We start from the raw sequence: 20,274 nt of genomic DNA, 5'->3' as shown, positions 1-20,274 counted from the left end.
GTCGTGTCTTTCGGCCTAGGTCGGGTCCAGACCGTGGCTGCGCAGCCACGGCAGCGGGTCGATCGCCGCACCGGCGCCGGGCCGGACCTCGAAGTGGAGGTGCGGGCCCGTGGAGTTGCCGGAGTTGCCGGAGTAGGCGATGACGTCGCCCGCCTTGACCTTGCCGGACCGGATCTTGGTGCTGCTGAGGTGGCAGTACCAGGTCTCGGTGCCGTCGGGGGAGGTCACTATGGCCATGTTTCCGTACGCGCTGTTCCACTGCGTGCGCACGGTGCCGTCGGTGGCGGACATGACCGGAGTGCCGTACGAGACCGGGAAGTCGATGCCGGTGTGCACGGACATCCACATGCCGCCCGCCTGGCCGAAGTTGGCGCTGAGGCCGTGCTGTTCGACCGGGATCGCGAACTTGGGGCGGGCCGCTTCCTTCGCCGCCTCCTCCTCCGCCTTCCGCTTCTTCTCGTCTTCCTGGCGCTGGCGCAGGTCGATGCGCTCCTGCGTGCGGCTCGCGCGGTCCGCGAAGTCCCCCGCGTCGGCGCTGAGCGCCGTGAGCTGGGTGTCGAGCTTGTTGTTCGCCGCGACGGGCTTCACCGAGGCCGGGTCGGGCGCGGCCATCGTGGTGGTGTCCCCGGCGGGCTTGTCCGTGCCGGTGAGTCCGCCGACGGAGGCGGCCGCGACACCGGCGACGCCCATCACGCAGGCGGAGGGAACGGCCACGGTCAGCAGGGCGGAACGCTTCGCCGGGCTGCGGCGACGGGAGGTGGCGGCCACCGAGGACGCCGGCTTCGGCTTGGCGCCGGCGCGGCGCGAGGCGCGGGGCGCGGACGCGGTGTCCGGGGTGACCGGCATGGCCTGGGTGGGCAGGTCGTGCACGGGCTCGACCGCGAGGTCGAGCTCAAGGTCGGGGTCGAAGTCCGACGGGGTGCTCTCGGCGCTCTCCGTGTCGATGACTTCGAAGACTGCGGTCTCGCTGTAGACGCCGGGGGCCGGCGCATCGTACGAATAGTCCGACTGCTGCTGGTACTCGTACTGCTGGTGGTCGTACGAGAAGGTCTGGGTCTGCTGCTCGTGCTGCGGGACCGTGTTCCAGGCGGTGGCGTCGTACGCGCCGGTCTCGGTGCCCGTGGTGCCGTAACCCGGCACCGCCCACTGCCCGGTCTGCTCGTAGCCGAGGGTGGTGGCCTGGTAGTCGGGGGCGCCGCCCTGCTGGTTCCAGGCGCTCGCGTCCCACTGCCCGGTTCCGGCGTCCTCGGGGACGCCGCCCTGGGCGGGGATCGTCGACAGGTAGCCGCCGTCCTGCGCGTAACCGGCCTGCGCGGACCAGGCGGTGGTGTCGTATGCGCCGGTCTCGTACGAGGGGTAGGCAGAGGCGTAGTCGTACCCCTGACCCTGCGTTTCATAGGAAACGTACGTCGAGTCACCAGCGAAAGTGGTGTTGGAAAGGCCGTCGTACCCGGAATCGGAGTACAGGCCCGACGAGGGGCGGTCGTTCACCAACTTCTCTTTCGCCTCGGCAGTGGGGGGCCTGGGTGGCCAGGGAACGGGAGGTTCCTTGGGGAGAGCAGTGGCGTGACTGTACCCGGCGGTTACTGGCAACGACAATCTTCCAGGGGTTCCGAGCTTTGCGGAACCGGGCATTCGGCCGTCTTTCGGTCGCGGCAAAGCCGAGCTTTGGCCTTGAGTTCGAAATCCGTTCGAGTTTCGCCGGGTTGGTGTTCACGCGACGGAAGCGGTCTCCCCGAGGCTCGTGAGGGCGGCCGGACCGGGGCCGTCGAGCGCGCGCCGGACCGCTGCCATGACGGCGGGATGCGCCGGCAGGGCGAGGTGTCCGATGCCGGTGACCTGCACGTTCTCCGCGTGGAGGTCCGGGTGCTCGATGCGGGCCGTCTCGGTCGGATCCATCAGCTCGTCGAACTCGCTCCAGAACGCGACGCATCGGGTCCGGCAGCCGGGCGCGGGCGCGCGCAGCTCGGCCATCACCTCGGAGTCCGGGCGCATCTGCCGGACCAGCGGGTGGGCGTCCATGAAGGGGGCGACCCGCGTACCGGAATGCGGAGTGCCGAGCGTGACGAGCGTGCGGACGCGGGCATCGCCACCGAGGCGCTGGACGCAGTACCGCCCGACCAGACCCCCCAGGCTGTGCCCGACCAGGTCCACCCGCTCCTGCCCGGTGCGCTCGCACAGCTCCTCGACGCGCCGGGCGAGGTGGCGGGCGGTGACGCGCAGGTCGAGGGTGAAGGGGGAGTAGTTGTACGTCTCCACGTGCCGCCGGCCGTCCGCGGCGAGGGCGCGGCGCAGCAGGACGAAGACGGACCGGTTGTCGCTGAACCCGTGCAGCAGGAGCACGGGCGGCCGCACGAGGTCCTTCCCGCGTGCCCCGGCGGGCCTCTCGGAGCGGATCCCGGTCGGGTAGAGCAGCAGGTGGCCGCCGAGGACCACCGCCTCCAGCACCCCCGCCCGCAGTGCGGCCCCGGAAACGGGTACGGGTATGGACACCCCCATCGACGGCCCCCCTCAGCCTTCTGGGACGGCGCCTTCGAGGTGCGCCCGTGGACTGCGCCTCTGGACTGCGCCTCTGGACTGCGCCTCTGGAATGCGCCTCTGGGACGGGCCTGTGGACCGCGGCCGGCCGCGTCACCGTGCCGTGCGGCTGTCGGTACGGTGACGCGGCGCCCCCGGTGCGGCTCCCCTGGCGGTGAATCAACGCCGTCCCACGTGTGATTTCCCCCTCGTGGTCCACCGTGAAACGGGGGTGTGCGCGATGCTGTACTTAACGTTCGTTCACTCGGGAGGCAGTGCGATGGGTGTGACCGGTCCGATCCGTGTGGTGGTGGCGAAGCCGGGTCTCGACGGCCACGACCGCGGGGCCAAGGTGATCGCGCGTGCGCTGCGGGACGCGGGCATGGAGGTCATCTACACGGGCCTCCACCAGACCCCCGAGCAGATCGTGGACACCGCCATCCAGGAGGACGCCGACGCGATCGGCCTCTCGATCCTCTCGGGCGCCCACAACACGCTGTTCGCTCGTGTCCTGGAACTCCTCAAGGAGCGCGAGGCCGAGGACATCAAGGTCTTCGGCGGCGGCATCATCCCGGAGGACGACATCGCCCCCCTGAAGGCCAAGGGCGTGGCCGAGATCTTCACCCCGGGCGCCACGACCACCGCGATCGTCGACTGGGTCCGCGCCCACGTCCGCCAGTAGCTCCGCCGACACCACTCGACGGTGGCGCCGGGGGTGTCCGCACGACGGTGCGGGCGCACCCTCCGGGCCACCGTCGAGCCGGTTCCCGTGGACCGGCCCCGCAGGTGCTGACGACGGTCAGGCGGGGGCGAGTTCCGACAGCATCGCGGCGCGCAGGCGCAGGGTGGCGACCAGGCGCTGGAAGGCCTCGGCCCAGTACGCCGCCGCCCCGGAGGAGGCTTCCGCCGGATCGGCGAAACCGGCCCCCCGCGCCACCACGGCCTCCAGCCGCTCCGCCTCCGCCGGATCCAGGCACCGCTCGGCCAGGCCCATCACCCCGCTGAAACTCCACGGGTAGCTGCCCGCCTCCCGCGCCGCGTCCAGTGCGTCCACCACCGCCCGTCCCAGCGTCCCGGCCCACGGGACGAGGCACACCCCGAGCAGCTGGAAGGCCTCCGAAAGGCCGTGGGCCCGTATGAACTCCGCGACCCACCGGGCCCGTTCTCCGTCGGGCAGGACCGACAGCAGCTTCGCCCGCTCCGCGAGCGAAGCCGTGCCGGGGGCCGTCGCGGGCGGCGCCGACGCCGCGCCGAGCAGCGCCTTCGCCCACTGCGGATCACGCTGGCGCACCGCCGCCCGGCACCACGCCGCGTGCAGCTCCTCGCGCCAGCTCTCGCCCCCGGGCACCGGCAGCGCCACGATCCCGGCCGGGCCGAGCCCCCCGAACCGCTCCCGCCAGCAGGACAGCGGCGCCGCCTCCACCAGCTGGCCGAGCCACCAGGCCCGTTCCCCCCGTCCGGCGGGCGGCCGCTCGACCACCCCGTCGCGGAGCATCCCCGCGTCGCACTCGGCCGGCGGAGTCACCCCCCGCGGCCCCACGCACGCCAGTGCCCGCTCCGCCATCCGCCCGGCCAGCGCCGACTCCGGCAGTGCCGAGAGCAACTCGGCCGCCGTCGCCCGGACGTTGCGGCTCCGGTCGCCGAGAGCCGCCTCCAGGAACGGCTCGTCCCCACCCGTCAGCCCCACCCGCAGCGAGTCGAGGAACATCAGCCGGTCCTCGGCCCGTTCGCCGGCCCAGGTCGTCGTCAGCAGCCGTGTCGCGGCCGCCGCCTCGTGCGCCCGTACGGCGCCGAGGAGGGCGACGCGCTCCGCGAACAGTCCCTCCTGCCAAAGTCGTTCCACCCCGGCCCGGTCCTGCGGGCCGGGCAGTTCCCGGGCGCCGCCCGCCCCGCCGCGCAGGGCGAACCGCCAGTCCGGATTCAGCCGGGCCAGCCACAGCCCCCGCGCCCCGGCCAGGGCCAGGGCGGGGGCACGCAGGTCCGTACGGGCACGGGCCGCGTCCAGCAGCGCGGGCACCAGCGCGTGCGGCGCCCGGTACCCGTGCCGGCCGGCGGCGGCCAGCCACTGCGGCAGCAGCTCGGTGAGATCCGGGGCCGCCCCGCGCCGTCCGCCCCCGCTGCCCGCGCCGGTCCGCCCGGCCAGCAGCTGCGCGAGCCGGCGCCGGGCCGCCTCGGGCGGAGCCGGCCGCGGATCCCGCGGCGCGGGATCCGGCCGCGGCCCCGCCTCGGCGGGCCGCAGCCCGGCCCGCCGCCGTACGGTCTGCACCGCGGCCGCGTCGAGCAGCGCCCCCGGATCCGCCTTGCGCCGACCGGTCCCCAGCAGCGCGATCCCGACCAGCTCCTCCCAGTCCGCGTCCCCGCCACCGAGGCCCGCGTTTACGCCCCCGGCCGTCGTTCCCGTCGTGGTCACCGTGCCCCTCCCTCTCGTCGTGCAGTGCTCCGGTCCCGCCCCCTCCGCGGGACCGGAGCCGCTTTCGTGCCCCGTCGGTCGACCCTTCAGCTTGCGTGGTTGTCGTTCACAAAAGCCCCCCGGCTCCATCGTTCGTGCACGTCGGCGCCCCCGCGCCGACGTTTCCTCCCCCACGGGGCGTCCGGCTGCCCAGAGCCGGGCCCCTACGAGGCCCCCGGCCCCGTCACCCCAGGGCGACCGGTTCGGGGCAGCCCGGATGCCACGCCGTCAACGGTGTGAATCCGCGGTGTCCGCATTCGCCGAACACGGTGACCGGGCCGCCGCCCGAGAGCGCGGCCAGCTGCCACAGCCCGGCCCGCGGCCCACTGCCGGCGGCAGCGGGCGCGACCGGCAGCGCGGAGGTGCCCTCCGCGTCCGCCAGTTGCCAGCCCGGTTCCCCCGGTATCGGGATCACCGGGCCCAGCACCACCGGCCACGCGTCGAGCCACGGGTCCTCCCGCAGCGCCGCCCCGTACGCCTCCAGTGCCGCCCCCGTACCGACCCCGGCCGGGACCCGGTCCGGTGCGGCCGCCGCGGACCTCTCCCCGAGATCCGCGCGCAGCCCCGCCGTACCGGGCCGGAAGCGGGCCTCCGCCTCCACCACCAGCCCCACGGGCAGTGCCAGGGCCGGAGGCCGCCCCGGCGGTCCGAAGTCCAGTACCAGGGCCGGGCGCCCGCTCCCCAGCCCCGTCAGCCACGTCCGGCGGGTGGTGAGCCTGCCGTCCGGTGACACCGAGTCGTACTGGGCCAGCACCAGCCAGCGGTCCCGTACGACCTCCCCCTCCGCGGCGGCACCCGGGAGCCCCACCCTGCTCCGGACCGTCGCGGCGAGCGGCTCCGGCAGACCCGCCAGACCGAGCCAACCCCGGTTCAGCAGGTGCAGCAGCGCGCCCTCCTCCAGCATCCGGGCGGGCCATCCGGGACCGCAACTGGGTATCGTCCCCAACTCCCGTACCCGCGCGGCCAGCCCCGGCGCCTGGGCGTCGACCATCCGCGCGGCGGTCTCCTCCCAGGGGCCGTACCCGGCCTGCTGCTGGCCGGCCAGGCCGCCGCGCAGCACGTCCTCCAGCCGCTGCTCCAGCTCGGTGACCCCCGCGCCGATCCGGGCCGCCCTCCGCCCGGCCCGGCGTCTCGCCGCCTCCTCGTCCGCCGGCGGGCCCGGCGCGGCCGCCGGCCGGGCGGCCTTCGCCGCCCGCTCCGCCGACCAGTCGGCCGCCCACTGCGGCACCTCGCCGTCCTCGCCGACCCCCTCCGCCGACCAGAGCAGCAGCAGCCCGAGCGCGTGCTTGCACGGGAACTTCCGGCTGGGACAGGAGCACTTGTACGCCGGGCCCCCCACGTCCACGACGGTCCGGTACGGCGTGCTGCCGCTGCCCCTGCACAACCCCCACACCAAACCGGAAGCGGAACCTCCGATCTGTGACCACGGACCCGCCCCGCCCAGCTTGGCCCCCGCTGTGCGCGACGCGTCGTCAGGAGCCAGAGCCAGTACCTGTTCCGCCGTCCGGCGGACCCCCTGCTCAGTCATGTGTCCCACCGTAGAGACCCCCACTGACAATCGCCCTGACCTGCAACAACCGTGTGGAGGAGGGGCGTTGTCAGTGCCGTGGTGCACGGTTGTTCCAGCGGTCGGGAACGGCTGCCGAGCATTGGAGGGGGACCATGACCATGCCCGAGAACGACAGGGGCGCAGACGCGCTGCGACCGCATGCCGAGGACGCCTTCGCGGAGGAACTGAAAGCCCTCGCGGCCGCCGACGACAGGCCGCGCCCCACTCGCTGGAAGCTCTCCCCGTGGGCCGTCGCGACCTACCTCCTCGGCGGCACGCTCGCCGACGGCGCGGTCATCACGCCCAAGTACGTCGGCCCGCGACGCATCGTCGAGGTCGCCGTCACCACCCTCGCCACCGACCGCGCCCTGCTCCTGCTCGGCGTTCCCGGCACCGCCAAGACCTGGGTGTCCGAACACCTGGCCGCCGCCGTCAGCGGCGATTCCACCCTCCTCGTCCAGGGCACCGCCGGCACCCCCGAGGAGGCCATCCGCTACGGCTGGAACTACGCCCGCCTCCTCGCCCACGGGCCCGGCCGCGAAGCCCTCGTGCCGAGCCCCGTCATGCGCGCCATGGCCGAGGGCCGGGTCGCCCGCGTCGAGGAGCTCACGCGCATCCCGGCCGACGTGCAGGACACCCTCATCACCGTCCTGTCCGAGAAGACGCTCCCGATACCGGAGCTCGGCCAGGAGGTGCAGGCCGTACGCGGCTTCAACCTCATCGCCACCGCCAACGACCGCGACCGCGGGGTCAACGAGCTCTCCAGCGCGCTGCGCCGCCGCTTCAACACCGTCGTGCTGCCGCTGCCCGCCACCGCCGACGCCGAGGTCGACATCGTCGCCCGCCGCGTCGACCAGATGGGCCGCGCCCTCGACCTGCCGGCCGTCCCCGAGGGCCTGGAGGAGATCCGCCGCGTCGTGACGGTCTTCCGCGAGCTGCGCGACGGGATCACCGCCGACGGCCGGACGAAGGTGAAGTCGCCCAGCGGCACGCTGTCCACGGCCGAGGCCATATCGGTGGTCACCGGAGGCCTCGCGCTCGCGGCCCACTTCGGGGACGGCGTGCTGCGCCCGTCCGACGTGGCCGCCGGGATCCTCGGCGCCGTGGTCCGCGATCCGGCGGCCGACCAGGTGGTCTGGCAGGAGTACCTGGAGGCCGTGGTGCGCGAGCGGGACGGCTGGAAGGACTTCTACCGCGCCTGCCGGGAGGTGACGGCATGAGCGGGCCGCCCGCCGCGCGGCGGGGGCCGCTGCTGCTGGGAGTGCGGCACCACGGGCCGGGCTCGGCCCGCGCCGTGCGGGCCGCCCTGGACGCGGCCCGGCCGGCGGCCGTGCTGATCGAGGGCCCGCCGGAGGGCGACGCGCTGCTGCCGCTGGCCGCCGATCCCGGGATGCGGCCGCCCGTCGCCCTGCTCGCGCACGCAGCCGGCGATCCGGGCCGGGCCGCGTTCTGGCCGCTGGCCGCCTTCTCGCCGGAGTGGGTCGCCATCCGCTGGGCCCAGGAGCAGGAGGCGGCCGTCCCGGTCCGCTTCATCGACCTCCCCGCCTCGCACACGCTGGCGGAGCAGTCCTGCACCGGCCCGGACGAGGCGGGCTCCGTACGGCTGGATCCCCTCGCGGTGCTGGCCGAGACCGCCGGGTACGACGACCCCGAGCGCTGGTGGGAGGACGTGGTCGAACACCGCGGCGACGCAGCGGCGGACCCGCTCGGCGCGTTCGCGGCGCTCGGGGAGGCCATGGGAGCCCTGCGCGAGGCGTACGGGGACGGCGGCCAGTCGAGGGACCGGGTGCGCGAGGCGTACATGCGGCAGCGGATGCGGGCCGCCCGCCGGGAGTTCGGCGACGGGTACGCCGTGGTGTGCGGGGCCTGGCACGTGCCGGCGCTGGGCGCGCGGACCACGGCCGCCGCGGACAAGGCGCTGCTGACCGGGCTGCCCAAGGTCAAGGTGGAGACGGCCTGGGTCCCCTGGACCCACCGGCGGCTCGCCCGGGCCGGCGGATACGGGGCGGGCATCACCTCGCCCGGCTGGTACGCGCACCTGTTCGCGGCGCGGGACCGGCCGGTGGAGCGGTGGCTGACGAAGGTCGCCGGGCTGCTCCGGGAGGAGGACCGGCCGGTCTCCCCGGCGCACGTGATCGAGGCGGTACGGCTGGCCGGGACGCTCGCCGCGCTGCGCGGCAGACCGCTGGCCGGGCTGACGGAGACCCTGGAGGCGGTCAGGGCGGTGATGTGCGACGGCTCCGACGTACCGCTCGCCCTGATCGAGGACCGGCTGGTCATCGGCGACGTGCTCGGCGAAGTCCCCGACGGGGCACCCGCGGTCCCGCTGCAACGCGACCTGACCCGGCAGCAGCGCTCGCTGCGGCTGAGGGCCGAGGCCCGGGAGCGCGAGCTGGAGCTCGACCTGCGCAAGGACACGGACGCGGCGAAGTCGCTGCTGCTCCACCGGCTGCGGCTGCTCGGCATCGGCTGGGGCACCCCGGCCGCCTCGCGGGGGAGTACGGGGACCTTCCGCGAGACGTGGCGGCTGCGGTGGGAGCCGGAGCTGTCGGTGCGCGTCGCCGAGGCCGGGATCTGGGGCACGACGGTCGTGGCGGCCGCCACGGCGAAGGCCGAGGCGGACGCGGCGGGGGCGCGGGAGCTCGGCGAGGTGACGGCGCTGGCCGAGCGGTGCCTGCTGGCCGGGCTGTCCGATGCCCTGCCCGCCGTACTGCGGGCCCTCGCGGACCGGGCGGCCTTGGACACCGACGTGGCCCGGCTGGCCAGGGCCCTGCCGGCGCTGGCCCGTTCGCTGCGGTACGGGGACGTACGGGGGACGGACGCGTCGGCGCTGGCCACGGTCGCGGGCGGGCTCGCGGAGCGGATCTGCGTGGCGCTGCCGCCGGCGTGCGCGGCGGGTCTGGACGCCGAGGCGGCGGCGGAGCTGCGGGGGCACGTGGACGCCGTGCACGGCGCGATCGGACTCCTGGACGAGGAGGGGCTGCGGGAGCGCTGGTCGGCGGTGTTGCGGGCGCTGGCGGGCCGGGACGGGGTGCCGGGGCTCATCCGCGGCCGGGCGGCCCGGCTGCTGCTGGACGAGGGACGGCTGTCGGCGCAGGAGACGGCGCGGCTGATGGGCCTGGCCCTGTCCCCGGCGGCGGCGGCGCCCGACGCGGCGGGCTGGATCGAGGGCTTCGCGCAGGACGGCACGCTGCTGATCCACGACGAGCGGCTGCTGGGGCTGATCGACAGCTGGCTGGCCGGGGTCCCGGAGAGTGCCTTCACGGACGTGCTCCCGCTGCTGCGGCGGACGTTCGGGGCGTACGAGCCGGGCGTCAGGCGGAGCCTGGGCGAGCTGGTCCGCCGGGGCCGTTCGCGCGGGGCGGCCCCGGGCGGTGCCCCCGCGGGCTTCGCCCCCGCCCTGGACCCGTCCCGCGCGGACGCGGTCCTCCCGGTCCTCGGCCTCCTCCTCGCCGGCCCGCCGGCATGACCGCGGCCGGGGGCCGGACCGGCCGGCAAGGGACAGGACGAGCAGGGGAAGGGGACGCGGAGATGACCGGTACGAACGACTCGGCGGCGGGTGACGCCCGCGCGCAGGAGCGGCTGCGGAGGTGGCGGATGGTGCTCGGCGGGGAGGAGGACGGGACCGGGTGCGCCCTGGCCGGGCGGGACGCCGGGATGGACGCTGCTCTCTCGGCGCTCTACGGGAGGAACCAGAAGGACGGAAGGGGCGCAAGAGACGGAAGGGGTGGCGATCGGAGTGCGGGGCTCGGCGGCTCCGCACCGCACGTGGCGCGCTGGCTCGGGGACATCCGCACGTACTTCCCCGGCTCCGTCGTCCAGATCATGCAGCGGGACGCCATCGAGCGGCTCGGCCTCGCCTCCCTCCTCCTGGAGCCCGAGATGCTGGAGGCCGTCGAGCCCGACGTCCACCTCGTCGGCACCCTCCTGTCCCTCCACAAGGCCATGCCCGAGACCACCCGTGAAACGGCCCGGGCCGTCGTCCGCAAAGTGGTCGAGCGGTTGGAGGCGCGGCTCGCGTCCCGCACCCGGGCCACCCTCACCGGCGCCCTCGACCGCTCCGCCCGCACCAGCCGCCCCCGCCACGCGGACATCGACTGGAACCGGACCATCCGGGCGAATCTGAAGAACTACCTGCCGGAGTACCGCACCGTCGTTCCCGAGCGGCTCGTCGGATACGGACGCACCGCCCGGGCGGTGAAGAAAGAGGTGGTCCTCTGCGTAGACCAGTCCGGCTCGATGGCGGCCTCCGTCGTCCACGCCTCCGTCTTCGGCGCGGTACTCGCCTCGATGCGCACGATCGCGACCCGGCTCGTCGTCTTCGACACCGCCGTCGTGGACCTGACGGATCAGCTGGAAGATCCCGTCGACGTCCTCTTCGGCACGCAGCTCGGCGGCGGCACCGACATCAACCGTGCCCTGGCCTACTGCCAGTCCAGGATCACCCGTCCCGCCGACACCGTCGTCGTCCTCATCAGTGATCTCCACGAGGGCGGCATACGCGAGGGGATGCTGGGCCGCGTCGCGGCGATGAAGGCGTCCGGCACCACGTTCGTGGCCCTGCTCGCTCTGTCCGACGAAGGGGCTCCCGCCTACGACCGCGAGCACGCCGCAGCCCTTGCGGCGCTTGGGGTCCCGGCCTTCGCGTGCACCCCCGACCTGTTCCCGGAGGTGATGGCCGCGGCCCTGGAGAAGCGCCCCCTGCCCCTCCCCTGACCGTCCCCCGGCCGACCTGCGGATCCCCTCCCGCCGGGTCCCGCGCACCGCCCCGCCCCGCGGTCGCGATCCCTCCCGCGGCGGGGCCGCGATCGCCCTGTGCCGCCCGCTGCCGCACCTGGCGGATCGCACGAACATCCAGCTCAACCGTGAGGGGATCTGTGACAGGTATCACCGCTCAGGTGTGATCTGCGATTTAGGGACCCACGTCCCACGGGGATAACCTGCGGGACGGACATGCCGCGTCCACGGTCACCGTGTGCGCCTCCCTAGTGACAGCGCCGTCACGTTGCCCTCCGCGGCACGCCCACGCAGACAACCGCGAATCACTGCGAATCTTTGAAGACAAGGGACGGACGCGCGTGGACCTGTTCGAGTACCAGGCGAGGGACCTCTTCGCCAAGCACGGTGTACCGGTGCTGGCCGGTGAAGTCATCGACACGCCTGAGGCGGCTCGCGAGGCCACCGAGCGGCTGGGCGGCAAGTCGGTCGTCAAGGCGCAGGTGAAGGTCGGCGGCCGCGGCAAGGCCGGTGGCGTCAAGCTCGCCGCCACCCCGGACGAGGCCGTCGCCCGCGCGACGGACATCCTGGGCATGGACATCAAGGGCCACACGGTCCACAAGGTGATGATCGCCGAGACCGCTCCCGAGATCCTTGAGGAGTACTACGTCTCGTACCTGCTGGACCGTACCAACCGCACCTTCCTGGCCATGGCCTCGGTCGCGGGCGGCATGGACATCGAGCAGGTCGCCGAGGAGACCCCGGAGAAGCTCGCCAAGGTCCCGGTGAACGCCAACGAGGGCGTGACCATCGAGAAGGCCCGCGAGATCGTCGCCCTGGCGCAGTTCCCGGCCGAGGTCGCCGAGAAGGTCGCCGAGGTCCTCGTGACCCTGTGGGACACCTTCATCGCCGAGGACGCGCTCCTCGTCGAGGTCAACCCGCTCGCGAAGGTCGCCTCCGGCGACGTCATCGCGCTCGACGGCAAGGTCTCGCTCGACGAGAACGCCGAGTTCCGCCAGCCGGGTCACGAGGAGTTCGTCGACCACGCTGCCGCGAACCCGCTTGAGGCCGCCGCCAAGGCGAAGAACCTCAACTACGTGAAGCTCGACGGCGAGGTCGGCATCATCGGCAACGGCGCGGGTCTCGTCATGAGCACCCTCGACGTCGTCGCGTACGCCGGTGAGAACCACGGTGGCGTCAAGCCCGCCAACTTCCTGGACATCGGCGGTGGCGCCTCCGCCGCCGTCATGGCCAACGGTCTTGAGATCATCCTCGGCGACCCGGACGTCAAGTCCGTCTTCGTCAACGTCTTCGGTGGCATCACCGCCTGCGACGAGGTCGCCAACGGCATCGTCCAGGCGCTGGCCCTGCTGGAGGAGAAGGGCGAGGCGGTCACCAAGCCGCTCGTCGTCCGCCTCGACGGCAACAACGCCGAGCTGGGTCGCAAGATCCTCTCGGACGCCAACCACCCGCTGGTCCAGCGCGTGGACACCATGGACGGCGCGGCCGACAAGGCCGCCGAGCTCGCGGCTGCGAAGTAAGGGCAGAGGTCAAAGACTCACATGGCTATCTTCCTCAACAAGGACAGCAAGGTCATCGTCCAGGGCATGACCGGTGCCACGGGCATGAAGCACACCAAGCTGATGCTGGCTGACGGCACCAACATCGTCGGCGGCGTGAACCCGCGCAAGGCCGGCACCACCGTCGACTTCGACGGCACCGAGGTCCCGGTCTTCGGCTCCGTCGCCGAGGCGATGAAGGAGACGGGCGCCAACGTCTCCGTCCTCTTCGTCCCGCCGGCCTTCGCCAAGGCCGCCGTGGTCGAGGCGATCGACGCCGAGATCCCGCTGGCCGTCGTCATCACCGAGGGCATCGCGGTGCACGACTCCGCCGCCTTCTGGGCGTACGCGACCGCCAAGGGCAACAAGACCCGCATCATCGGCCCGAACTGCCCGGGTCTGATCACCCCCGGCCAGTCCAACGCCGGCATCATCCCGGGCGACATCACCAAGCCCGGCAAGATCGGTCTCGTGTCCAAGTCCGGCACGCTGACCTACCAGATGATGTACGAGCTCCGTGACATCGGCTTCACCTCCGCCGTCGGCATCGGTGGCGACCCGGTCATCGGCACCACGCACATCGACGCCCTGGAGGCCTTCGAGGCCGACCCGGAGACCGAGCTGATCGTCATGATCGGCGAGATCGGCGGCGACGCCGAGGAGCGTGCGGCGGACTTCATCGCGAAGAACGTCACCAAGCCGGTCGTCGGCTACGTCGCGGGCTTCACCGCCCCCGAGGGCAAGACCATGGGCCACGCCGGCGCCATCGTCTCCGGCTCCTCCGGTACCGCGCAGGCCAAGAAGGAGGCCCTTGAGGCCGCCGGCGTCAAGGTCGGCAAGACGCCGACCGAGACGGCCAAGCTGGCGCGCGAGATCCTGAACGCCGCGAAGTAACGCTTGCCGCTGCCGTACGTGTGATTGCGTACGGCCGTACGGGCGTGGCCCGCATCCCCGAGTGGGGTGCGGGCCACGCCCGTTTTCCATGGGCTATTCGAGGCTGGGCGCGATCCGCTCGGGCCGGTGGGCGGGGTGCGCGCGGAGCTTTTCGCGCAGCTGCCGGGTCTCGTCGGTGAGCCGCTGGGGGCCGGCGAGCGGGGGGACCCCGGAGACGCTCGCGCCGGGCGCGATGGGGGGCTCGTACTGGCGGGGCGCGGTGGCGGTGGTGTACGCGGTCGCGACGGCGATCACGGCCGTCAGACCGAGGAACGCGCGGGTCCAGCGCGTGGCGCGGTACTCCGCGGCCATCCGTACGGTGGCCGCGGGGCGGGGCTCCAGCGGAACGGCCGGAACGACCGCCCCGAGCCGCTCGCGCAGCACCGCAGACCGCCTCTCGGGAGGCGCGGCGGCCAGCTCCGGGATGCGGTCGGCGAGGGCGGCGTGCGCGTGCAGGAGGCGGTTGCCGGTGGTGGGGGTGGTGGCCTCGGTCTCGGCGGCGGTGTCGGGGAGGTCGAGGCCGACGCCGTCGTAGAGCAGGACGGTACGGCGGTGGGCCGGCGGGAGCGCCAGCATCGCGTCCATCAGGATCCGGTCGGCGGGGGCGGCCGGGGCCTTGTCGGGGTGCTTGTGGGCGCGCCGGAAACCGTGCCAGGGGGAGAGGGCGTACTCGTACGCGGCCGCGCGCACCCACCCGACGGGGTCGGGATCCGAGGCCACCTCGGGCCACCGCGCCCAGGCCAGCTGGAAGGCCCGCTCGACGGCCTCGTGCGCGAGCCCGCGGCGGCCGGTGAGCAGGTACGCCTGCCGCGCCAGCGCCGGGGCGGCGTACTGGTAGAGCGCATCGAACGCGGCCCCGGGGCCGGTTGCCCGGTGCGCCTTCGGACCGGCGGTCGCTTCCGTGTCCGGGGCGGGCCCGGGCTCCTCGGGGGCGGCGCCCCCGGCGGCGGCGTCCTCGGGCTCCTGCGGGCCGGCGGCCGCGTCCCCGTGCGGGCCGGCGGCCGCGGCCGCGGCGGGGGGTCCGCCGGGCCCGTTCGTGGTGGCTCCGGCGGGGGTGGGAGTCGCTGCGCAGCTGCCGCGCCCGGGCGTGCCGATGGCCCGGGCGGTGGCTTTGACGGTGAACCGCGCCTCGTGGCGGGGCGTGGCGGTGGGTGGCTTGGCCGCCCGCTTGGCCGCGACCGGCGGCCGGGTCCGCGCCCCGTGCCCGCTCATCCCGAAGGGCCGCATGACCCCCGGCACGCGCACCGCGAGGGCGTCGGCCGCTTCGGCGGTCGCCTCCTCCGGCGAAGGGGGCACGGAGTCCCGGGCCTCAGCAGCCTCAGCAGCCTCCGAGACCTCGGGGACCTCGGTCACCTCGGTGACCTCGGAAACCTTCCGGAGCTCAGAGGCCGCAAGGGCCTCAGAGACCTCAGGAGCCTCAGTAGCCGCAGGAGCCGCCGCCGACGCCAGGGAGCTCAGGAACGCGGCGTACGCCTCGCGTTTGCGGCCCCGGGGGCTGGTGCGGGCCGATTCCCAGGAGCGGACCGTGTTGGCCCGTACGCCCACCGCCGTCGCGACGGCCTCGTACGACAGGCCGGCCGCCTCGCGCAGTCTGCGGCGTTCCTTGGGCGAGGGGAGCCTCGGCTCCTCGACGCTCTCTGTCATGCCACACTCCCCGTGACCTGCCGACAGCCCTGGGCGGAAAAGTACATAAAACGTATATTGAGCGACACCACGGACATTCGCCTGTTACCCGCCCATAGCGCGTGTCGTTGGCACCATGGCGTGGTGACCCAAGTGACCGAACGCGAGACCCCGTTGCAAGCGGCCCCCCGGGCCGCCGCCGGGCGGCGCCGTTCGCCGGCCGCCGCCGCCTGCGTGCTGGGCGGGGCCGTCGCCGCCGGGCTGGGACTCGGCTTCCTCGCCGTGCTCGTCATCGTGCTCTGGATCAGCTCCCCCTACCCCGACAGCGGCCCCGGCGGCGCCCTGCACCTGGCCGCCGGGCTCTGGCTGCTCGCCCACGGCACGGAGCTCGTCCGGTACGAGACCCTCTCCGGGGTGCCGGCTCCCGTGGGCGTGACCCCGCTGCTGCTCGTCGCGCTGCCCGCCCTGCTCATGCGCCGCGCGGCGCGGCTCGGCAGCGCCTCCGGCGACGGCGGGGACGCGGACGAGGTACTGCCCGCCTCCGCCATCTTCTCCGCCGTGACCTGCGGGTATCTCTCCGTCGGGTCCCTGGCGACCGTGTACGCGGCCGCCGGCCCGATGCCCGCCGACCCGCTCAGCGCCGCCTGGCACGTCCCGCTCGTCGCCGTACTCGCCGCCGCGGGCGGCGTCTGGTCGGCCAAGGGGCGTCCGGTCGGCCCGCTGCCGCACTGGGTTCCGGGGACCGTACGCCGGGCCGCCGCCCGACCGCGCTACGGCGTCGCGCTGCGGGCCGGAGCCGCCGGGGCGCTCGTCCTGCTGGGCGGGGGCGCGCTGATCGTCGGGGCCTCGCTCGCCTGGCACGCCGCCGAGGTCCAGGCTTCCTTCCTGGCGCTGACCGGGGTCTGGTCCGGCCGCTTCGCGGTCCTGCTCCTCGCGCTCGCACTGCTCCCGAACGCGGTGGTCTGGGGCGCCGCCTACGCCCTCGGTCCCGGCTTCGCCCTGGGCGCCGGAGCCACCGCGACCCCGCTCGGCTTCGCCGGCTCGCCCGCCCTGCCGAGGTTCCCGCTGCTGGCGGCGCTGCCGCCGGAGGGGCCCGGGACCCTGCTGACCTGTGCGACGGCCGGGGTGCCGGTGCTGGCCGGGCTGGCGGTCGGGTGGTTCGCCGTACGCCGGGCGCGTGAAGTCTCGTACAGGGAGACCGCCCTGACGGCGGCTCTGGGCGCCCTGGTGTGCGGGCTGCTGCTGGCCGGGCTCGCGGCCGCCGCCTCGGGGCCGCTCGGCTCGCGGGAACTGGCCGGCTTCGGCCCGGTGTGGTGGGCGACCGGCGCGGCGGCCCTCGCCTGGACCCTGCTCCCGGCGGTGCCGGTCGCGGTGGCGGTGCACTCCTGGCGGACCCGGCCCGCCCGGCAGGCGCACGGCCCCGCCGGGGACTGCGAAGACGAGTGGCACGACAGCGGTGTACGGGAACTGCGCTGGGAGGCCCTGCGCCGGGCGGCCGGCACCCTGGTCCCGGACCTGAGCCCCCAGGACCCGCGGCAGGACCCGCCCCGGGACCCACGGCCGGCAGCCGAACCGGCGCCCGCCGCCGCGCCCAGACCGCCCCGCCGGCTCACCGTCGTGACGGGCCTTCACCTGGACCTGACGCCGATTCCGATCCCGGCGGAGCCGGCCGGCGCGCCGCCCCGGCCCCTCGTGCCGCCCGTGGCCGGCGCCCGCGTGCTGCCCCGCCGCAAGCCCCCGGCCTGACGCCGCGGGCCTGACGCCGCGGGCCCGAAGGTCCGCGGCCGCGGGCTGCGGCGACGACTACTGCTGCACCTTCAGGATCTTGCCCAGCATGTTGTCCGGCAGCAGGTTGTTGCACTGCATCTCCGCCGACTTGGTCAGGGCGTCCTCGCGGCAGACGTAGAAGTCCTTGTACGCCAGCTGCAGGCCGTACGAGCTCAGCGCCAGCAGGATCGCCAGCGAGGCCGTGACCAGCCCGCCGATCGCCGCGGTCCGCTGCGGGCGCGCCGCCGGACCGAGGGCCGCCAGACCCCCCTGGGGGGCCGGGCCCGCCGCGCCGTCCACGGCGGAGGCGCCCGCCACCGGCTTCCCGCGCAGCCCGCTGATCCCCCAGTACAGGGCGAGGGCGCCGAGCAGCAGCCCCATCGACGGGATCCCGAAGATCCCGAAGAAGAAGCCCCACATGCCGGACAGCAGCGCGTACCGGGCGCGCCGCTGGACCGGGTCCGTCGGGTCCCAGCGCGCCGGCCCGCCGGGACCGGATCCGGGGTCCTCGTCCGGGCGGCCGCCGCCGTCGCCGTTGCTGCGCGGCTGCCACGGCTGGTCGGGCCGGCCTTCCGGGGGAGCCGCGAAGGGGTTGTCGTCGGTGGAGGAGTCGGGCTGGCGGCGATCCGGCATCGAGTGCGTTACTTCCCCTGTGTCGTGGACGTCCGTGGACGTCGCGGGCCTCGCGAGCGGCGTGCGTCGAAGGGCTGTTGACGTGCGGCACGGTGCTGCGCACCGCGCCGTATGCGGCTTGTATGCCAGACGCTACCCCTCGCCCGTCCCCCCGTCCCTCGGGGGCCGTGCGGTGTGCCGGTATCGTTGCAGGCGGTCGGCGGCTTCGTAGGGTCACCCGTATTCAGGGGGGTCCGGCATTCGTCTGATCACACAAGTTGTTCCCCGTAGAAAGGGCCTCCCATGGCCGCCTCCCGCCTGGTCGTGCTGGTCTCCGGTTCCGGCACCAACCTCCAGGCCCTGCTCGACGCCATCGACGCCCATCCCGGCGGAGCGGAGGGCTTCGGTGCCGAAGTCGTCGCCGTGGGGGCCGACCGCGAGGGCATCGCCGGCCTGGAGCGGGCCGAGAAGGCCGGGATCCCCACCTTCGTGTGCCCCGTCAAGGCGTACGCGACCCGCGAGGAGTGGGACGCCGCCCTCACCGAGGCGACCGCCGCCCACGAGCCGGACCTCGTCGTGTCCGCCGGGTTCATGAAGATCGTCGGGGCCTCGTTCATCGGCCGCTTCGGCGGCCGCTTCGTCAACACGCACCCCGCCCTCCTCCCCGCCTTCCCGGGCGCCCACGGAGTACGGGACGCGCTCGCCTACGGCGCGAAGGTGGCCGGCTGCACGGTCCACTTCGTGGACGCCGGCGTGGACACCGGTCCGATCATCGCCCAGGGTGTGGTGGAGGTCCGGGACGGGGACGACGAAGCCGCTCTGCACGAGCGCATCAAGGAAGTCGAGCGCCAGCTGCTCGTCGACGTCGTGGGGCGCCTGGCCCGGCACGGCTACCGCATTGAGGGACGAAAGGTAACAATCCAGTGACCGCCGTAGAGAGCAGCACCACCTCGTCGAGCTCGTCGAAGCGACCGATCCGGCGCGCGCTCGTCAGTGTCTACGACAAGACGGGACTGGAGGAGCTGGCCCGCGGCCTGCACGAGGCGGGCGTCGCTCTCGTCTCGACCGGCTCCACCGCCTCCAAGATCGCCGCGGCCGGCGTGCCGGTCACCAAGGTCGAGGAGCTCACCGGCTTCCCCGAGTGCCTGGACGGCCGGGTCAAGACCCTGCACCCGCGCGTGCACGCCGGCATCCTCGCCGACCTGCGCCTGGAGGACCACCGGAGCCAGCTCACCGAGCTCGGCATCGAGCCGTTCGACCTGGTGATCGTCAACCTCTACCCGTTCCGGGAGACCGTCGCCTCAGGCGCCACTCCCGACGAGTGCGTCGAGCAGATCGACATCGGCGGCCCGTCCATGGTCCGCGCCGCCGCCAAGAACCACCCCTCGGTCGCCGTCGTCACCAGCCCCGCCCGCTACGCCGACGTCCTCGCCGCGGCCCAGGGCGGCGGCTTCGACCTCACCGCCCGCAAGCGGCTGGCCGCCGAGGCCTTCCAGCACACCGCCGCGTACGACGTCGCCGTGGCCTCCTGGTTCACGAACGCGTACGCCCCGGAGCCGGAGGCCGTGCTCCCCGAGTTCCTGGCCGGCGCGTGGGACCGCAAGTCCACCCTCCGCTACGGCGAGAACCCGCACCAGGCCGCCGCCCTCTACACGGACGGCCGGCCGGGCGGGCTCGCCAACGCCGAGCAGCTGCACGGCAAGGAGATGTCCTTCAACAACTACGTGGACACCGAGGCCGCCCGCCGCGCCGCGTACGACCACGACGAGCCCTGCGTCGCGATCATCAAGCACGCCAACCCGTGCGGCATCGCCGTCGACGCGGACGTCGCCGCCGCGCACCGCAAGGCGCACGCCTGCGACCCGCTGTCGGCCTTCGGCGGCGTCATCGCCGTCAACCGCCCGGTGAGCGTCGAGCTCGCCGAGCAGGTCGCGGAGATCTTCACCGAGGTCATCGCCGCGCCCTCGTACGAGGACGGCGCGGTCGAGATCCTGGCCAAGAAGAAGAACATCCGCGTCCTCAAGGTCGACGGCACCCCGCACCAGCCGGGCGACCTGAAGCCGATTTCGGGCGGCGCGCTGCTCCAGCAGAGCGACCTCTTCCAGGCCGAGGGCGACGACCCGGCGAACTGGACCCTCGCCACCGGCGACGCCCTCGCCCCGGCCGAGCTCGCCGAGCTCGCCTTCGCGTGGAAGGCCTGCCGGGCCGTCAAGTCCAACGCGATCCTGCTCGCGAAGGACGGCGCCTCGGTCGGCGTCGGCATGGGCCAGGTCAACCGCGTCGACTCGGCGAAGCTGGCCGTCGAGCGGGCGGGCGCCGAGCGCGCGCAGGGCTCGTACGCCGCCTCCGACGCCTTCTTCCCGTTCCCGGACGGGCTGGAGATCCTGACCGCGGCCGGCATCAAGGCCGTGGTCCAGCCGGGCGGTTCGGTCCGTGACGAGCAGGTCGTCGAGGCCGCGAAGGCGGCCGGCGTGACCATGTACTTCACCGGGACCCGGCACTTCTTCCACTGAGCCGGAACCCGAACGCGGCGAAGGCCGCCACCCCCG

Annotated in this window: 15 protein-coding genes; 9 read left to right on the top strand and 6 right to left on the bottom strand. The window is 74.2% G+C overall.

Features of this window, described 5'->3' with window-relative positions:
- Positions 1–15: 15 nt before the first annotated feature.
- Both AB0M92_RS02340 and AB0M92_RS02335 read right to left on the bottom strand, forming a co-directional pair.
- A complete protein-coding gene (locus AB0M92_RS02340; RefSeq protein ID WP_366100202.1) occupies positions 16–1,491 on the bottom strand; it encodes a M23 family metallopeptidase in 1,476 nt (491 codons plus the stop codon).
- Positions 1,492–1,713: 222 nt separating this feature from the next.
- A complete protein-coding gene (locus AB0M92_RS02335; RefSeq protein ID WP_366100201.1) occupies positions 1,714–2,499 on the bottom strand; it encodes an alpha/beta fold hydrolase in 786 nt (261 codons plus the stop codon).
- 298 nt (positions 2,500–2,797) lie between these two features.
- On the opposite strand from AB0M92_RS02335, the gene AB0M92_RS02330 reads away from it, so the two are divergent.
- Positions 2,798–3,199 carry a cobalamin B12-binding domain-containing protein gene (locus AB0M92_RS02330; RefSeq protein WP_229336887.1) on the top strand — a complete coding sequence of 134 codons (402 nt, stop codon included), beginning with the start codon at positions 2,798–2,800 and terminating at the stop codon, positions 3,197–3,199.
- A gap of 117 nt (positions 3,200–3,316) precedes the next feature.
- On the opposite strand, the gene AB0M92_RS02325 is transcribed toward AB0M92_RS02330, so the two are convergent.
- Both AB0M92_RS02325 and AB0M92_RS02320 read right to left on the bottom strand, forming a co-directional pair.
- On the bottom strand, positions 3,317–5,056 hold the full coding sequence (locus AB0M92_RS02325) for a DUF5691 domain-containing protein (protein WP_366100200.1): 1,740 nt from the start codon (positions 5,054–5,056) through the stop codon (positions 3,317–3,319).
- A 94-nt stretch (positions 5,057–5,150) separates the two neighbouring features.
- Positions 5,151–6,494 carry an SWIM zinc finger family protein gene (locus AB0M92_RS02320; RefSeq protein WP_366100199.1) on the bottom strand — a complete coding sequence of 448 codons (1,344 nt, stop codon included), beginning with the start codon at positions 6,492–6,494 and terminating at the stop codon, positions 5,151–5,153.
- A gap of 134 nt (positions 6,495–6,628) precedes the next feature.
- Between AB0M92_RS02320 and AB0M92_RS02315 the strand changes: the two genes are divergently transcribed.
- The 5 genes from AB0M92_RS02315 (at position 6,629) to sucD (ending at position 13,684) form a co-directional block, all read left to right on the top strand.
- The gene (locus AB0M92_RS02315; protein ID WP_366100198.1) at positions 6,629–7,735 is read left to right on the top strand and encodes an AAA family ATPase; all 1,107 of its coding nucleotides are present in this window, start codon (positions 6,629–6,631) and stop codon (positions 7,733–7,735) included.
- Positions 7,732–9,984, top strand: a complete 2,253-nt coding sequence (locus AB0M92_RS02310; RefSeq protein ID WP_366100197.1) for a DUF5682 family protein — start codon at positions 7,732–7,734, stop codon at positions 9,982–9,984. The genes AB0M92_RS02315 and AB0M92_RS02310 overlap by 4 nt, the downstream gene beginning before the upstream one ends.
- A gap of 62 nt (positions 9,985–10,046) precedes the next feature.
- A complete protein-coding gene (locus AB0M92_RS02305; protein ID WP_366100196.1) occupies positions 10,047–11,231 on the top strand; it encodes a VWA domain-containing protein in 1,185 nt (394 codons plus the stop codon).
- A gap of 362 nt (positions 11,232–11,593) precedes the next feature.
- Positions 11,594–12,772, top strand: coding sequence for an ADP-forming succinate--CoA ligase subunit beta (sucC, locus tag AB0M92_RS02300; protein ID WP_366100195.1), 1,179 nt, complete (start codon positions 11,594–11,596; stop codon positions 12,770–12,772).
- A 21-nt stretch (positions 12,773–12,793) separates the two neighbouring features.
- Positions 12,794–13,684: a succinate--CoA ligase subunit alpha gene (gene sucD / locus AB0M92_RS02295; protein ID WP_030864229.1), complete on the top strand. Its 891-nt coding sequence runs from the start codon at positions 12,794–12,796 to the stop codon at positions 13,682–13,684.
- 93 nt (positions 13,685–13,777) lie between these two features.
- Here sucD and AB0M92_RS02290 read toward each other — a convergent pair whose 3' ends face one another.
- Positions 13,778–15,367, bottom strand: a complete 1,590-nt coding sequence (locus AB0M92_RS02290; RefSeq protein ID WP_366100194.1) for a helix-turn-helix domain-containing protein — start codon at positions 15,365–15,367, stop codon at positions 13,778–13,780.
- A gap of 123 nt (positions 15,368–15,490) precedes the next feature.
- On the opposite strand from AB0M92_RS02290, the gene AB0M92_RS02285 reads away from it, so the two are divergent.
- Positions 15,491–17,092, top strand: a complete 1,602-nt coding sequence (locus AB0M92_RS02285) for a DUF6350 family protein (protein WP_366100193.1) — start codon at positions 15,491–15,493, stop codon at positions 17,090–17,092.
- A gap of 57 nt (positions 17,093–17,149) precedes the next feature.
- Here AB0M92_RS02285 and AB0M92_RS02280 read toward each other — a convergent pair whose 3' ends face one another.
- Positions 17,150–17,746, bottom strand: coding sequence for a hypothetical protein (locus tag AB0M92_RS02280; RefSeq protein ID WP_366100192.1), 597 nt, complete (start codon positions 17,744–17,746; stop codon positions 17,150–17,152).
- A 282-nt stretch (positions 17,747–18,028) separates the two neighbouring features.
- Between AB0M92_RS02280 and purN the strand changes: the two genes are divergently transcribed.
- Positions 18,029–18,652 (top strand): phosphoribosylglycinamide formyltransferase, encoded by a 624-nt coding sequence (gene purN / locus AB0M92_RS02275; protein ID WP_366100191.1) that lies wholly within the window; start codon positions 18,029–18,031, stop codon positions 18,650–18,652.
- Positions 18,649–20,238 (top strand): bifunctional phosphoribosylaminoimidazolecarboxamide formyltransferase/IMP cyclohydrolase, encoded by a 1,590-nt coding sequence (gene purH / locus AB0M92_RS02270; RefSeq protein WP_366100190.1) that lies wholly within the window; start codon positions 18,649–18,651, stop codon positions 20,236–20,238. Before purN ends, purH begins: the two co-directional genes overlap by 4 nt.
- Positions 20,239–20,274 lie beyond the last annotated feature (36 nt).

The sequence above is a fragment of the Streptomyces sp. NPDC051582 genome (assembly GCF_040681715.1).
Taxonomy (GTDB): Bacteria; Actinomycetota; Actinomycetes; order Streptomycetales; family Streptomycetaceae; genus Streptomyces.
This window is presented reverse-complemented; position numbering and strand designations above follow the sequence as displayed.

Bases quoted from the DNA above. Each gene is read 5' to 3' on its own strand.
- AB0M92_RS02315 (WP_366100198.1), top strand. From the start codon at position 6,629: ATGACCATGCCCGAGAACGACAGGGGCGCAGACGCGCTGCGACCGCAT.
- AB0M92_RS02280 (WP_366100192.1), bottom strand. From the start codon at position 17,746: ATGCCGGATCGCCGCCAGCCCGACTCCTCCACCGACGACAACCCCTTC.
- purN (WP_366100191.1), top strand. From the start codon at position 18,029: ATGGCCGCCTCCCGCCTGGTCGTGCTGGTCTCCGGTTCCGGCACCAAC.
- AB0M92_RS02325 (WP_366100200.1), bottom strand. From the start codon at position 5,056: ATGGAGCCGGGGGGCTTTTGTGAACGACAACCACGCAAGCTGAAGGGT.
- sucD (WP_030864229.1), top strand. From the start codon at position 12,794: ATGGCTATCTTCCTCAACAAGGACAGCAAGGTCATCGTCCAGGGCATG.
- AB0M92_RS02305 (WP_366100196.1), top strand. From the start codon at position 10,047: ATGACCGGTACGAACGACTCGGCGGCGGGTGACGCCCGCGCGCAGGAG.
- AB0M92_RS02310 (WP_366100197.1), top strand. From the start codon at position 7,732: ATGAGCGGGCCGCCCGCCGCGCGGCGGGGGCCGCTGCTGCTGGGAGTG.
- AB0M92_RS02290 (WP_366100194.1), bottom strand. From the start codon at position 15,367: ATGACAGAGAGCGTCGAGGAGCCGAGGCTCCCCTCGCCCAAGGAACGC.
- AB0M92_RS02335 (WP_366100201.1), bottom strand. From the start codon at position 2,499: ATGGGGGTGTCCATACCCGTACCCGTTTCCGGGGCCGCACTGCGGGCG.
- AB0M92_RS02330 (WP_229336887.1), top strand. From the start codon at position 2,798: ATGGGTGTGACCGGTCCGATCCGTGTGGTGGTGGCGAAGCCGGGTCTC.
- AB0M92_RS02320 (WP_366100199.1), bottom strand. From the start codon at position 6,494: ATGACTGAGCAGGGGGTCCGCCGGACGGCGGAACAGGTACTGGCTCTG.